Source organism: Microbispora sp. H11081 (assembly GCF_012999535.1).
In the GTDB taxonomy this organism is placed as follows: Bacteria; Actinomycetota; Actinomycetes; order Streptosporangiales; family Streptosporangiaceae; genus Microbispora.
The window spans coordinates 61,032-74,903 of sequence record NZ_JABBWV010000016.1 but is presented as its reverse complement, the minus strand read 5'-3'; the positions used below and the strand labels follow the sequence as shown (position 1 = coordinate 74,903).

General features: G+C 72.6%; 11 protein-coding genes. 6 read left to right on the top strand and 5 right to left on the bottom strand.

The features are described 5' to 3' along the window. Positions 1 to 102: 102 nt before the first annotated feature. Positions 103 to 1,002: a MurR/RpiR family transcriptional regulator gene (locus tag HHX31_RS29060; RefSeq protein ID WP_169952157.1), complete on the bottom strand. Its 900-nt coding sequence runs from the start codon at positions 1,000 to 1,002 to the stop codon at positions 103 to 105. A 296-nt stretch (positions 1,003 to 1,298) separates the two neighbouring features. On the opposite strand from HHX31_RS29060, the gene HHX31_RS29055 reads away from it, so the two are divergent. From HHX31_RS29055 to HHX31_RS29035, 4 genes are all read left to right on the top strand, one after another. Continuing rightward, entirely contained in the window at positions 1,299 to 1,862 is a 564-nt protein-coding gene (locus HHX31_RS29055) for a TetR/AcrR family transcriptional regulator (protein ID WP_169952155.1), read from the top strand. 91 nt (positions 1,863 to 1,953) lie between these two features. After that, the gene (locus tag HHX31_RS33880) at positions 1,954 to 4,944 is read left to right on the top strand and encodes an MFS transporter (RefSeq protein WP_211590476.1); all 2,991 of its coding nucleotides are present in this window, start codon (positions 1,954 to 1,956) and stop codon (positions 4,942 to 4,944) included. Positions 4,945 to 5,068: 124 nt separating this feature from the next. Next, positions 5,069 to 6,241, top strand: a complete 1,173-nt coding sequence (locus tag HHX31_RS29040; protein ID WP_169952153.1) for an anhydro-N-acetylmuramic acid kinase — start codon at positions 5,069 to 5,071, stop codon at positions 6,239 to 6,241. Positions 6,242 to 6,261: 20 nt separating this feature from the next. Continuing rightward, entirely contained in the window at positions 6,262 to 7,077 is an 816-nt protein-coding gene (locus tag HHX31_RS29035; protein ID WP_169952151.1) for a MerR family transcriptional regulator, read from the top strand. A gap of 57 nt (positions 7,078 to 7,134) precedes the next feature. Here HHX31_RS29035 and HHX31_RS29030 read toward each other — a convergent pair whose 3' ends face one another. Beyond that, positions 7,135 to 8,040 (bottom strand): alpha/beta hydrolase, encoded by a 906-nt coding sequence (locus HHX31_RS29030; RefSeq protein WP_169952149.1) that lies wholly within the window; start codon positions 8,038 to 8,040, stop codon positions 7,135 to 7,137. Between the two features lie 115 nt (positions 8,041 to 8,155). Here HHX31_RS29030 and HHX31_RS29025 point away from each other — a divergent pair, with 115 nt between their 5' ends. Beyond that, positions 8,156 to 8,605, top strand: coding sequence for a MarR family winged helix-turn-helix transcriptional regulator (locus tag HHX31_RS29025; protein WP_169952147.1), 450 nt, complete (start codon positions 8,156 to 8,158; stop codon positions 8,603 to 8,605). Here HHX31_RS29025 and HHX31_RS29020 read toward each other — a convergent pair. Both HHX31_RS29020 and HHX31_RS29015 read right to left on the bottom strand, forming a co-directional pair. After that, positions 8,600 to 9,262, bottom strand: a complete 663-nt coding sequence (locus HHX31_RS29020) for a response regulator transcription factor (RefSeq protein ID WP_169952145.1) — start codon at positions 9,260 to 9,262, stop codon at positions 8,600 to 8,602. The two genes, HHX31_RS29025 and HHX31_RS29020, sit on opposite strands and share 6 nt — an antisense overlap. Beyond that, positions 9,259 to 10,416 carry a sensor histidine kinase gene (locus HHX31_RS29015; protein ID WP_311932286.1) on the bottom strand — a complete coding sequence of 386 codons (1,158 nt, stop codon included), beginning with the start codon at positions 10,414 to 10,416 and terminating at the stop codon, positions 9,259 to 9,261. The genes HHX31_RS29020 and HHX31_RS29015 overlap by 4 nt, the downstream gene beginning before the upstream one ends. Positions 10,417 to 10,589: 173 nt before the next feature. On the opposite strand from HHX31_RS29015, the gene ggt reads away from it, so the two are divergent. Beyond that, a complete protein-coding gene (gene ggt, locus HHX31_RS29010) occupies positions 10,590 to 12,371 on the top strand; it encodes a gamma-glutamyltransferase (protein WP_169952143.1) in 1,782 nt (593 codons plus the stop codon). 32 nt (positions 12,372 to 12,403) lie between these two features. Here ggt and HHX31_RS29005 read toward each other — a convergent pair whose 3' ends face one another. After that, positions 12,404 to 13,867 (bottom strand): NAD(P)/FAD-dependent oxidoreductase, encoded by a 1,464-nt coding sequence (locus HHX31_RS29005; RefSeq protein WP_169952141.1) that lies wholly within the window; start codon positions 13,865 to 13,867, stop codon positions 12,404 to 12,406. Between the last annotated feature and the right edge of the window lie 5 nt (positions 13,868 to 13,872).

Here is a 13,872-nt window from a genome sequence, read left to right as displayed (position 1 = left end):
GGGGTCGAGGGGGACCCGGGGTCGCCGTCGCCGGAGCGGGCCGGGCGTCCGATCGAGGCGGCTACGGCGCGGGGGACTTCACGGACAGGCCCCGGGGAGTGGTCAGGCGCTGCGGGCTCGGCGGTGGGCGTCGCCGATGTAGTCGGAGAGCGCGTCGCGGGTCGCGCGCAGGGCGGCGTCCGAGGTGTCGAACGTGCGCTGCGCGACGCCGACGAACACGCAGTCGACGATGAGGAGCTGGCTGATCCGGCTGGCCAGCGCGCCGGGCCGGAACGCCGTCTCGCGCCCGGCGGAGACCAGGACGTGGTCGGCGAGCCCGGCCAGCGGCGAGCGCGGGTTGTTGGTGATCGCCACGACCGTCGCGCCGGCCTTGCGGGCGACCCGTGCCGGACCGAGCACGTCGGGCGTCTCGCCGGTGCAGCTCACCCCGACGGCGACGTCCCCCTCGCGCAGCAGCGCGGCGCTGGTGAGCGCGAGATGCGGGTCGGTGAAGTAGTGACCGGGCAGCCCGATCCGCATGAGCTTCTGCGCCATGTCGGCAGCGACGAGGCCGGAGGCGCCCACGCCGTAGACGTCCACGCGGCGGGCGGCGGTGACGGCGCCCACCACCGCGCCGAGCTCCGCGGGATCGAGCTGGGCCGCGGTGTCCGCGAGCGCCTGCGACTCGGCCCGCGTCACCTTGGCGATGACGTCGGTCAGGGGGTCGTCCGGCGCGAGGTCGCCAGGCACCAGCCGTTCCGGCTCGTCCCTGGCCACGGCCGCGGCCAGCGCGAACCGCAGTTGCGAGTAGCCGGCGAAGCCCAGCGCCCGTGCGGTCCGCACGATCGTCGCCTCGCTGATCCCCGAGACCGCGCTGATCTCCGTGATCGTGCTGCGGGCCACCATGGCGGGGTCGTCGAGGATGAGACGCGCGATGGTCCGGGCGGCGGGGGTGAGCGAGGGCAGCACCGCACGCACGGTCGCGATCGGGTTGACCGGTGCGGCGCCCTCGTTCTCGTTCATCACCTGCAGCCTCTCCTGTGGCGCGATCAGCTTTGATCCACTCGCCCGCCGGTGTTGGGCAAGGGGACCAGAAGTCCACATGTCGAGACAGGTGCGACGTGACCTGCACGCACCATCCGTCTCACGCGAGAACCTCCTGGGGCAGATTACACGTCTATGGCACTTTCTTTTATCGGCATTGATCTGGAAGTAAGTTTCCGCCAGTGACGTGATCACCGCATATTCCCGGGTCCCGTGCTGCGCGGCGAGCGGGCGGCCACTTTGACACCGAACAGTGTGAGTGGTTTATTACTCACATGACGAATCGAGCGCGGCGGCTGTCCACTGCCGAGGAACGACGGGAGACGGTCCTCGCCACCGCCATCGGCGCCTTCGCGGCCCGCGGCTACTGGGGCACGACCACGACGGAGGTGGCCAAGGCCGCGGGGATCTCCCAGGCCTATGTCTACCGGCTGTTCCCGAGCAAGGAGTCCCTGTTCGTGGCCGTCGTCGAGCACTGCTTCGTGAAAGTGCGCGGCGCGCTGGAGCAGGCTGTGGCCACCCACGGCGGCGGTTCGGCCGAGATGGTCCTGCGCGCGATGGGCGACGCCTATGCGCGCCTGATCACCGACAACGACCTGATGCTGATCCAGTTGCACGCCCAGGCGGCGGCGGTGTCCGAGCCGGCCGTGCGCGAGGCGGTCCGGCAGGGGTACGCCCGGCTGGTGGAGTACGTGCGCGGCGCCTCCGGCGGCGGCGAGGCCCAGGTCCAGGACTTCTTCGCTCGGGGCATGCTGTGCCACCTGCTGGTGTCCACGGGCGCCGGCGAGGTGGAGGCGCCTTGGGCGCGGACCCTCTCGGCGGGCATCACGCACTACTGAGCCCCTCCTGGGCGACATCGGCGGGGCTCGTGCCCCGCCTTTCTTTCCACCACGAAATTGAGTGGTCAACCACACACACTTGGAGTCGGAGATGCGTAAGACAGCCACGGGCACAGTGCTCACGGCCCTGGCGGCGGCACAGTTCCTCGTCGTGCTCGGCAACTCGATCGTCAATGTGGCGCTACCGCAGATCCGAGAGGGGGCCGGGCTGACCGACGGCGGCACGACGTGGGTCGTCAACGCCTATGGGCTGGCCTTCGGGGCGCTGCTGCTGGCCGGCGGCCGGGCCGCTGACCTGCTGGGGCACCGCCGTGTGCTGATGGGCGGTCTGGCGGTGTTCGGTGGCGCGTCGGCGGTGGCGGGGGTGACGTCGTCGGCGGGCCTGCTGATCGCCGCGCGAGCGGTGCAGGGCGTGGGCGCGGCGGCCGTCGCCCCGGCGGCGCTGGCCGTGGTCATGGGCCTGTTCCCGCCGGGCCCCGGGCGCGGCAGGGCGCTGGGGGTGTGGGGCGCGGTCTCGGGCGCGGGAGGCGCGGCCGGAGTCCTGCTGGGCGGGCTCCTCGCCCAGGCGTGGGGCTGGCGGGCGCTGTTCTTCGCCGTCGCCGCGGGGGCCTTCGCCGTGCTGGCAGCAGTCGCGGTCTCGGCTCCCCGGTCCGCCGAGCGCGGTGGCGGGCGTTTCGACCTGCTCGGCACGGCCATGATCACCCTGTCCCTGACGGGTCTGGTGTGGGGGCTGGCCACCGCACGTGAACAGGGCTGGACCGACGCGCGCGTCCTGGGCGCGCTCGCCGGCGCCCTCGTCTTCGGCACGCTGTTCGTCCTCGCCGAGCGCCGCCACGCCGACCCACTGGTCCCGCCGCGGCTGTTCCAGGGCGGCCGGGTGGCCGCGGCCAACGCGCTGATGGCCCTGTTCGGTTCGGTGTGGATCGCGCTGTTCTTCTTCCTGCCGCTCTACCAGCAGGAGGTCCTTGGGGAAGGGCCGCTGCTCACCGGGCTCGGGCAACTCCCCCTCGCCGGCGCGATCATGCTCGGCTCCGCCCTGTCGCCCCGGATCACCGCCCGGATCGGCGCGTCCCGAGCGCTGCTCGCCGCCCTGGTCGTCGAAGCCGCCGGACTGCTGTGGCTGTCGCGGATCAGCGCCGACGGCTCCTACCTCGCCGACGTGCTCGGCCCGAGCGTCCCTGTCGGGTTCGGTCTCAGCGTCGCGTTCGTCCAGCTCACCGCCCTGTCCATGGACGGCGTCGCCAAGGCCGACGCCGGCACGGCGGGCGGCTTGATCAACACCACCCGGCAGGTCGGCGGGGCCGCGGGCCTGGCCGTCCTGGCGACCCTCGCCGGATCGCTCACCGCCGGTTCCTCCCAGCCTCACCTCCAAGGCCTTACCGACGGCTACCGCGCGGCGTTCGCCGCCTCGGCCGTCGTCCTGCTCGCCACGGCCGTCCTGGCCGCCTGCCTGACGCGTCCGACCGAGAGGAACCCCGAGATGCGCACCATCGACGAGACCGCCCCGGTGATCGTCCGCCTGTCCACCACCATCGACGCCCCGCGTGACCGTGCGCACCGAGGAGTCGTGGGCCGGGGCGCCTGTCGAGGCCGCCGCCGAGCAACTCGGCCAGGCCCTGCACGCCTCGCTCCAATCCTGGCTCGCGGCCCTGAAGACCCGCGCCGAGCAGACCGCCTGATGACGACCCCCTTCGCCGCAGGACACCCGAACCACATCAAGGGAGAGGAATTCGCCATGGCCACCAAGCCCTACCTGATCGGCCACTACACCCCCGCCGTCGACGAGATCACCGCGACCGGCCTGACCGTCGAGGGCCACCTGCCGCCCGAGCTGAACGGCCGGCTGATCCGCAACAGCCACAACCCCAAGCCGGGCGTCACCCCGACGCACTGGTTCAAGGGCAGCGGCATGGTCCACGGGATCCGGCTGGGGGACGGCCGGGCCGAGTGGTACCGCAACCGCTGGGTCCGCACCCCCGCCCTGGACGGCGCCCCCTACATGACCGAGCACGGCCCGGACATGACCGCCAGCACCGCCGGCACCCACGTCATCGAGCACGCCGGACGCCTGCTCGCCCTGTGCGAGGCGAACTTCCCGTTCGAGCTGGACGCCGAGCTGGAGACCGTCGGCGCCTACGACTTCGACGGCAAGCTGCGCAGCGCGATGACCGCCCACCCAAAGACCGACCCCGTCACCGGGGAGCTGCACTTCTTCGGCTCCTCACCGTTCCCGCCCTACCTCCTTTACTACATCGCCGACGCCAAGGGCCGGATCGTCCACAGCGCCGAGATCCCCGGCGCGACCGCCTCCCTCAAGCACGACTTCGCGATCACCCGCCACCACGTGGTCTTCGTCGAAGGCTCGGTCACCTTCGACCCGGCCGAGCACTCCGGCATCCCCTACGGCTGGAGCGACGCCCAGCCCTCCCGCATCGGCGTCATGCCCAGAACCGACGACGGCGCCGCCGAGATCCGCTGGTTCGACATCGAGCCCGGCAACATGCTGCACGCCGCCAACGCCTACGAGGACGCCCGGGGCCGGATCGTCCTGGAAGGCCCCACCGTCGACCGCCAGGGCTTCCAGCTGTCCTGGAACTGGTGGGTCGGCGCGCCCGGCCGCTCCACCGAACCCGTCACCCGCTCCTACACCCGCCGCTGGGTCGTCGACCTCGCCCAGGGCAGCGTCGACGAGCAGACCATCGACGACCTCGCCGTGGAGTTTCCCACTCTCAACGAGGACTACCTCGGGACCGAGAACCGCTACACCTACGCCGTCTCCTTCCCCGACCAGGACGGCTTCGGCGGCTACGGAGTCGTCAAGTACGACCGCGCGACCGGCGCTCGCCGCGTCCACCAGGCCGGTGACGCCCGCCTGCCCAGCGAGGCCGTCTTCGTCCCCGCAGAAGGCGCCGTGAACGAGGACGACGGCTATCTCCTCACCGTCGTCTCCGACCTCAAGCAGGACGCCTCCCAGCTCCTGGTCCTGGACGCCACCGGCCTCGGCCGGATCGCCACCGTCCACCTGCCCCGTCGCGTCACCGGCGGCATCCACGGCTCCTGGATCCCCGACACCGACCAGTAGCCGATCCTGCGGGGCGGCCCCTCGCCGGGCCGCCCCCCTCGCGTAGGTCACGATCTTCGCCGTTCGCTACGTGACCTCTTCGTACAATGGTCCCCGCCGGCTAGCGGGTTCTCGCGAGGTGGCCATGCGCGTGCTGGGACTGATCTCGGGGACCTCACACGACGGGATCGACTGCGCTCTCGTCCGCTGGTCGGCGGACGGCGACGTGCTCAGCGGGGTCGTGGAGCACACCGGCACGGTGCCGTACCCGCCCGGCCTGAGGGCCGCGATCGTCGCCGCGCTGCCGCCGAACAGCACGGACATGGGCGAGGTCTGCCGTCTCGACACGCTCGTCGGGCAGGCGTTCGCCGATGCGGCGGCGCGCTGCCCGGCCGCCGACCTCGTCTGCTCACACGGGCAGACGGTGTATCACTGGGTCGAGGAGGGGCGTGTGCGCGGGACGCTCCAGCTCGGCCAGTCCGCCTGGATCGCCGAACGGCTCGGCGTCCCGGTCGTGTCGGACCTGCGGGTGCGCGACGTGGCGGCCGGAGGGCAGGGCGCGCCGCTCGTGTCCGCCTTCGACCTGCCGCTGCTGTCCCGGCTGCCCGCGTCGGCGGGGCGGGCCGGCGCCCTCAACCTCGGCGGCATCGCCAACCTCACCGTGGCTTCCACGGTGGGCGAGCCGCCGCTCGCCTACGACACCGGCCCGGCCTCGGCGCTGCTGGACGCGGCCGTGCTCGCCGCCACCGGCAGGCCGTACGACGAGGACGGCAGGCTGGCCGCGGCGGGGAAGGTCCACGAGGGCCTGCTGGCCGAGCTGCTCGCCGAGCCCTACTATCACCGGCCGCCGCCCAAGACGACGGGCAAGGAGCTGTTCCACGCGGGCTACCTGGAGCGGGTGGCCGTGCCGTACGCGCTGGGGCTCCCGGACCTGCTGGCGACGCTCGCGGCGCTCACCGCCGAGACGGTCGCGGCCGAGATCCGGCGGCACCGGCTCGGCACGGTGGTCGTGTCCGGCGGCGGGGTGCGCAACCCGGCCCTGATGCGCGCCCTGCACGTGCGGGCCGCGGGGTTGCGGCTGCTGCCGAGCGACGACCTCGGCGTGCCCTCGGATGCCAAGGAGGCGATCGCGTTCTCCTATCTCGGCTGGCTGACCGCGCACGGCCTGCCCGGCACGGTGCCCGCCTGCACCGGCGCGGCCGGGCCTCGGGTGCTCGGCACGATCACCCCCGGCCGCGGCCCGCTACGGCTGCCAGAACCGCTGGGCGCGCCGCCCCGGAGCGTCCGCATGGGCGCCGTTGACCCTGACACCGTGTGAGGCGCTGGAATCGGCCCATCATGTTCACCATCGGAGACTTCGCCAGGCACGGCCGCGTGTCGGTCCGCATGCTGCGCCACTACGACGCGATCGGGCTGCTGCGCCCGGCCCACGTCGATCCCGCGAGCGGCTACCGCTTCTACGAGGCGGGCCAGCTCGCCCGGCTCAACCGGATCACCGCGCTCAAGGACCTGGGCTTCACCCTCAGGCAGGTGCGTGAGGTCCTGGACGAGCAGGTGAGCGCGGAGGAACTGCGCGGGATGCTGCGGCTGCGGCAGGCGGAGCTGGAGGCGGCGATGGCCGCGGCGACGGCACGGCTGGCCCAGGTCGAGGCGAGGCTCCGGACGATCGAGAGTGAGGGACGAATGAGAACCGACGACGTGGTGGTCAAGCGCGTGCCGGCCGTCCGGGTGGCCGAGATGAGCGCCGTGGTGCGCAGCTACGGGCCGGAGGACATCAGCCCGGTCCTCGGCCCGCTGTTCGACGAGCTGTGCCGCAGGCTGGCCGATGCCGGGGTGACTCCCGTGGGGCCGGGGATCGCCTACTACGAGGACGCCCCGGGCGGCGACGGCGTCCTCGCGCACGCCGCCATGCCGGTCGCGGTGGCGCCCGCGGACGACGCCCTCACGGTCGTGGACCTGCCCGCGATCGAACGGGCGGCCACGATCGTGCACCGGGGTTCGATGGACGACGTCCTGCCGACCGCGCAGACGCTGGCGCGGTGGATCGCCGACGGCGGTCACCGGTCCGCCGGGTACGCGAGGGAGCTCTACCTGGAGGCCGGGGGAGACCCCGCCGGGTGGGTGACCGAGCTCCAGGAGCCGCTCGCCGACTAGAGGGGTCGCCTTCCTCGCCCCGGCAGGGCCGGCCGCCGGCCCTGCCGGGGGATGCCGTCAGCCGGACATCAGCCCGCTCCGGAGCCGTACGGACAGGAAGCGGGCGGCCTCGTCGAGCGCCTCGTCGGCCTCGTCGAGATGGCCGAAGTGGTTCTGGAACACGTGCGGCACCTGCGCCCAGACCCGCAGCGTGACGTCGACGTCGTCCGCCGCGGCGCGTGCGGCGAGCCGGACGGCGTCGTCCAGCAGGAGTTCGTTCGAGCCGGCCTGCACCAGTAAGGGCGGCAGGCCCCGCAGGTCGGCGAACATCGGGCTCGCCAGTGGATGGGCGGGGTCCTGGCCGGCCAGGTAGGGGGTGGCGAACGCCTGGATCGCCTCGCGCGTGAAGATCGGGTCGGCGTCCTTCTTGGTGGTCATGCTCTGCCCGGCGAGTGTCAGATCGACCCACGGGGAGAAGACGACGACGCCGGCCGGCTGTGGCAGCCCGGCGTCGCGGGCCGCGACGAGAGTGGCGATGGCGAGCCCGCCACCGGCGGAGTCGCCGGCGAGCACCAGTTCGTCCGGGCGTACGCCCTCGCCGAGCAGTGCCCGGTAGGCGGCGAGACCGTCGTCCACCGCGGCGGGGAAGGGGTGCTCGGGGGCCAGCCGGTAGTCCGGCGAGATCGTGCGCAGCCGGGCCCGGGACGCCAGTTGGCCCGCGATCCCCGTGTGCGTGGCGGGTGACCCCAGGACGTAGCCGCCGCCGTGGAGGTAGAGCAGCTGCCCCCGGCCGGTGGCGGTGTCCGGGGTGAGATCGAGCGCGGGAAGACCGCCGAGCGCCGTCTCGCGCACCGCGACGTCGTCGGGGGCGGGCCGGGTGAGGGCGGCGGCGAACCCGGCGCGCTGCTGTGCGAGCGTCGGGTTCGGGTGAACGGGGGCGTTGCGGTGCAGGGCGTCGACGGCCTCGCGCTGCAGGCGGGTCATCGGTGACCTCCCATGGGATCGAGGATGCGAGAATGTATTACTTGGAATGCGCTTATGTGAGCCTCAACCCGATTCCAAGGAAGATGATTCCTCCGAATCTATAGGAGCGGAAACTGTGACGGACGTCACTCGCCTGTTCGTCGACCTCGTGCGTGCCGAGACCCGGCTTTACAACGCGGTGAGCGACCGGCTGCGCGCCGAGCACGGAGTCGGCCTGGGCCAGTTCGAGTTCCTGGAGATCATCGACCGCATTCCCGGGTGCCGCGTGCTCGACATCGTGCGCGAGGTGGGGATCACGGTCGGCGCCGTGAGCAAGGCCGTCGACCGGCTGGAGGGGGCGGGCTTGTGCGTGCGCACGGCACATCCGGAGGACCGGCGGTCCTCCGTGCTCAGCCTCACGCCGGAGGGCTCGCGGATCCTGGAGGCCGCGCGTCCCACCGTCGCGAACGAACTGGCCGCCCGTACGGCACGCCTCCCCGCCGAGGACCTCGCCAGGACCGCCGCGACGCTCGCCGCCCTGCGCGCGGAGCTGGAGGAGTGCCGCCGGGACGAGGCGGCCTCATAGCCAGCCGGGCCTGACCAGGCCGGACTCGTACGCGATGACGACGAGTTGGGCCCGGTCGCGAGCGTGGAGCTTGGTCATCGTGCGGCTCACGTGGGTCTTGGCCGTCGCAGGGGACATGTAGAGCCGCGTGGCGATCTCGTCGTTGGTCAGGCCGGCGCCCACGAGCGCGAGCACCTCCCGCTCCCGCTCGGTCAGCGCGTCGAGGCTGGTCGTGATGCCCGGCTCCTTGGCGCGGGCGACGTACTCGGCGATGAGCCTGCGCGTCACGCCGGGGGACAGCAGGGCGTCGCCGGAGGCCACCACCCGCACAGCCTGGATCAGCTCGGCCGGCTCGGTGTCCTTGACCAGGAAGCCGCTCGCGCCCCCGCGCAGGGCCGCGAAGACGTACTCGTCCAGCTCGAACGTCGTCAGCATGATGATCTTGACGTCGGAGAGGGCGGGATCCTCCCCGATGCGGCGGGTGGCCGTCAGGCCGTCGGTGCCGGGCATGCGGATGTCCATCAGCACCACGTCGGGGCGCAGGTCCCGGGAGAGCAGGACGGCCTGCTCGCCGTCCGCCGCCTCGCCCACGACGGTCATGCCCTCCTGCGCGTCGAGCAGGGCGCGGAACCCGGCCCTGACCAGTGCCTGGTCGTCGGCGAGCAGGACACGTATCACATCGGCTCCTTCTGGCCGTCGGACAGGGGAAGAGGGAGCCGGGCCTCGACCCGGAAGCCGCCGCCCGGCCGGGGACCGGCCGTCAGCGACCCGCCGAGCGCGGCGGCGCGCTCCCGCATGCCCGGGATGCCGTTGCCGCCGCCCAGGCCCGTCTCGGCCCGCGCCGCGCCCGCGCCGTCGTCCTCGACCGCCACGACCAGTTCCTCCGGCGCGTACGCGACGCGGACGGTCACCCGCGAACCGGGCGCGTGCCGCGAGACGTTCGTGAGCGACTCCTGGACGATCCGGTAGCCGGCCCGGTCGGTGCTCGCGGGCAGCGGGCGTTCCCGTCCGGCGACCTCCAGCCTGACCGGCAGGCCGCTGCGCCCGGTCAGGTCGGCCAGGTGGGCCATCCCGGCCGTGGGGGAGCGCGGCGCGCCGTCCCTGAGCAGGTCGAGCACGCCGCGCATCTCGGTCAGCACGTTCTTGGACGCCTGCTTGATCGTGCTCAGCGCGGTGCGGGCCTGCTCGGGGTGGCCGTCGAGCAGGTGCAGCGCGGTGGACGCCTGGACGTGGATCAGCGAGATGTTGTGGGCGAGCACGTCGTGCAGTTCCTGGGCCATGGTCAGCCGTTCCTCGCTCGCCTGCCGCCTGGCCTCCTCCCGCTCGACCCGCTTGCGCTCGGCGAGGCGCTCGCGGCGCACGCGGTAGAACTCGGCGGCGGTCAGCGTGAGCAGCAGGTACGCCGCGACGGCGGTGTGGTGGAAGAGGCTCGCGCCGTGGGGGATGAGCCAGGTGGCGTAGACGACCACGAACAGGAAGAACGCCGCCGTCGACAGCCACGCCGCGCGGCGGTGCCCGGACAGCACCGCGTTGACGATCACGATTATCGGGCTGAGGAACACGGGCCCGTACGCGTAGTCGAACAGCATGTAGACCGAGGTCGCCGTCAGCGTGAGGGCCAGCGCGCCGACGGGGGACCGGCGGCGCAGCGCGATCGAGAACGCCCCGACCAGCAGCAGCGTGTAACCCCACCAGGTCAGCGGCACCCGCCCGAGGTCGGGGTTACGCAGTTGACCGTACTGGGCGCCCATCGACAGGAACACCTCGAGGATCCCGACGACGACCGGCAGAACGGGATCAATGCGGCGATACAACGTGGAACCGGGGCGCACATCCCGCACGCTAGGCCATCGCCGCCGGTCGCCGCATCCCTCCGCCGCCGCAGTCCGCCGTACGCCGGGAGGAGTAGCGGCAGGACCCACGTCCGAATGCGGACATTTCCGCAGCGATTCTGACTCGCGTGAGTCATGCTGGAGCGATCGCGCATGTGATGGAGGTGCCGGGCATGAGGAATGTCGTCGTGACGTCGCTGGGACTGGTCACGCTGGCGGGGTTCCTCGTCCCGCCCGCCTGGGCGGGCGTGCATCCTCCTCCACCTCCGCCTCCGCATGAGGTCAAGCGGCCGGTCGCGGAGGGCTACGGCGGGGCCGTGGCGACCGTGGACCTGGACGCGAGCAAGGCCGCGCTCACGGTGCTGCGCCGGGGCGGCAACGCCATGGACGCGGCGGTGGCGGCGGCGGCCGCGCTGGGCGTGACCGAGCCCTACTCGGCCGGGCTCGCCGGAGGCGGCTTCATCGTCTACTACGACGCCCGCAAGCGAAAGGTGACCACGATCGACGGGCGGGAGACCGCCCCGCAGGCGATGACCCCGACGACGCTGGAGGGCATCCCGTTCGCGGAGGCCGTCACCAGCGGGCTGTCGGTCGGCGTGCCCGGCAGCGTCGCCCACTGGGACACGGCGCTGCGCAAGTACGGCACCATGCCGCTGCGCGAGGTGCTGCGCCCCGCCGTCCAGATCGCCGAGAAGGGCTTCGTCGTCGACCAGACGTTCCACGACCAGACGCTGCAGAACGCCGACCGGTTCGCCGACTTCCCCTCGACCGCCGCGCTCTACCTGCCGGGCGGGCAGCCGCCGCCGGTCGGCTCGGTCTTCCGCAACCCCGACCTCGCGCGCACGTACCGCGAACTGGGCGTCCGCGGCCCATCCTGGTTGTACGGTGGCGCGCTCGGCCGGGAGATCGTCGCCACCGTGAAGAAGCCGCCGGTGCGCGCGGGCGCCACCAGGAACGTCAGGCCAGGGCTCATGGAGGTGTCCGACCTCACCGCCTACCGGGCGCTGGAACGGCCGCCCACCAAGGTCACGTACAAGGGCCTCGACGTGTACGGCATGGCGCCGCCGTCGTCGGGCGGCTCGACCGTGGGGGAGGCGCTGAACATCCTGGAGGCCCTGCCGAAGATCGGGACACACGAATACCTGGAGGCGTCCAGGCTCGCCTTCGCCGACCGCAACGCCTACGTCGGCGACCCGGCGCACGCGGACGTGCCGCTCGGCGCGCTGCTGTCCGACGGGTTCGCCAAGGAGCGCGCCTGCCTGATCGGCCCGCGGGCGATGGCGCATCCGGCCGCGCCCGGGTCGCCCGACGGGTCCTACTCCGCGTGCTCATCGCCCGCCCCCGCCTCAGTACCCGAGGAGAAGAGCGAGGGGCCGGAGACCACCCACCTCGTGGTCACCGACCGCTGGGGCGACGTGGCGGCCTACAACATCACGATCGAGCAGACCGGCGGCAGCGGGATCGTGGTGCCCGGCCGGGGCATCCTGCTCAACAACGAGCTGACCGACTTCACCTTCGGCCCGGCGCCCGGCGACCCGAACCTGCCCGCGCCCGGCAAGCGCCCGAGGTCGTCCATGGCCCCCACCATCGTGCTCAAGGGCGGCAAGCCGCTGCTCGCCGTCGGCTCTCCCGGCGGCGCGACGATCATCACGACCGTGCTGCAGATCCTGCTGAACCGGCTCGACTTCGGCATGTCGCTGCCCGAGGCGGTGGCCGCGCCGCGCGCCTCGCAGCGCAACACCGCCGCCACCCAGGCCGAGCCCGGGTTCGTCGAGCGGTACGGCGCGGAGCTGACCGCGCTCGGTCACACGCTGACGGACGTCCCCGGGCCGCCGGCGGGCGAGATCGGCGCGGCGACCGGCCTGGAGTTCCTGCGGGACGGCCGCGTCCAGGCGGTCGCCGAGCCGGCCAGGCGGGGCGGCGGCAGCGCCCTCGTGGTCAGCACCCGCCGCTGACCCCGGTCAGCCCCTCTGGTCAGCCCCTCTGGTCAGCATCGGGCGCCGATGAGCTCGTAGGCCTCCGGCTTCACCTTCCGGGTGCGGGCCCAGTATTCGAAGGTGAAGCCGGGCCAGAGCGTGCGGTTCGTGCCGTGCTCGTCCAGATACCAGCTGGTGCAGCCGCCCTCGCTCCACACCAGCCGTTCGAGCCGCCGCTGCAGGCGGTCGTTGTAGGCCCGCTGCGCCGACGGCCGTACGTCCAGGGCCCTCGCCCCGGTCCTGGACAGCAGCCGCAGGCACTCCATGACGTACCGGACCTGCGACTCGATCATGAAGACGACCGAGCTGTGCCCGAGACCGGTGTTGGGGCCGAGCAGGAAGAACAGGTTGGGGAAGCCCGCGGTGGTGACGCCGTGGTAGGCCTCGATGCCGTCGCGCCACGCGTCCTGGATCTTGAGGCCGTTCCTGCCGGTGATGGGCAGCTCGGCGAGGGAGTCGGCCACGCGGAAGCCCGTGCCGTAGACGATCACGTCGGCCTCGTGCTCGCGGCCCGTGGCGTCCACGACGGAGTGTTCCGTGATCTCGGTGATCCGGTCGGTCACCAGCTCGACGTTGTCCCTGGTGAGAGCGGGATAGTAGTCGCTGGACAGCAGGATGCGCTTGCAGCCGATCGTGTAGTCCGGGGTCAGCCTGGCGCGCAGTCCGGGATCGGGCACCTGCCGCGCGAGGTGCCGCTCGGCCATGGCCCGGTGGACGCTCATCAGCCGCGGGTCGATCGTGAAGCCCACGGCCCGGGTCTCCAGCAGCAGGTAGACGGCGTCACGCAGCAGGCGGGCCGCTCCCGGTTTCTCCAGCGCCCGCTTCAGCCGCCCCTCGATCGGCACGTCGGGCTTCGGCTGGATCCACGGAGGGGTGCGCTGGAACACGGTGAGCCGGCTCGCCTGCTCGGCGACGACCGGGACGAACTGGACGGCGGACGCGCCGGTGCCGACGACCGCGACGCGCCTGCCGGTCAGGTCCGCGGAGTGGTCCCACCGGGCGGAGTGGAACGCCGGGCCGGCGAACCGGTCGCGGCCGGGGATCTCGGGCAACGACGGCACGTGCAGGGCGCCGATGCCGGACACGACGGCGTGGGTCTCGAACGTCTCCCCGTCGCCGGTCGACACGCGCCACACGGCGCGCTCGTCGTCGTACTCCAGCCCGCGGACCTCCGTGCCGAACCGCAGGTGGGGCTCCAGGCCGTACGTCCGGGCGCAGGCCCGCAGGTAGTCCCAGATCTCCTCCTGGGGGGAGAACAGCCGCGACCATCCGGGGTTGAGCTCGAACGAGAAGGAGTACAGCGGCGAGGGGACGTCGCAGGCGCAGCCGGGATAGGTGTTGTCGCGCCAGGTGCCGCCGAGGTCGCCGGCCTTCTCCAGGATCACGAAGTCGTGGTAGCCGGCTTCCTTGAGCTTGATGGCCATGCAGAGTCCGGCGAACCCGGAGCCGATGATCGTGATGCCCGGACCGGGCATGCGGC

Coding starts and splice junctions, on each gene's coding strand:
- HHX31_RS33880 (WP_211590476.1), top strand. CDS start 1,954: ATGCGTAAGACAGCCACGGGCACAGTGCTCACGGCCCTGGCGGCGGCA.
- HHX31_RS29030 (WP_169952149.1), bottom strand. CDS start 8,040: ATGACCCGCCTGCAGCGCGAGGCCGTCGACGCCCTGCACCGCAACGCC.
- HHX31_RS29005 (WP_169952141.1), bottom strand. CDS start 13,867: ATGCCCGGTCCGGGCATCACGATCATCGGCTCCGGGTTCGCCGGACTC.
- HHX31_RS29035 (WP_169952151.1), top strand. CDS start 6,262: ATGTTCACCATCGGAGACTTCGCCAGGCACGGCCGCGTGTCGGTCCGC.
- HHX31_RS29060 (WP_169952157.1), bottom strand. CDS start 1,002: ATGAACGAGAACGAGGGCGCCGCACCGGTCAACCCGATCGCGACCGTG.
- ggt (WP_169952143.1), top strand. CDS start 10,590: ATGAGGAATGTCGTCGTGACGTCGCTGGGACTGGTCACGCTGGCGGGG.
- HHX31_RS29040 (WP_169952153.1), top strand. CDS start 5,069: ATGCGCGTGCTGGGACTGATCTCGGGGACCTCACACGACGGGATCGAC.
- HHX31_RS29055 (WP_169952155.1), top strand. CDS start 1,299: ATGACGAATCGAGCGCGGCGGCTGTCCACTGCCGAGGAACGACGGGAG.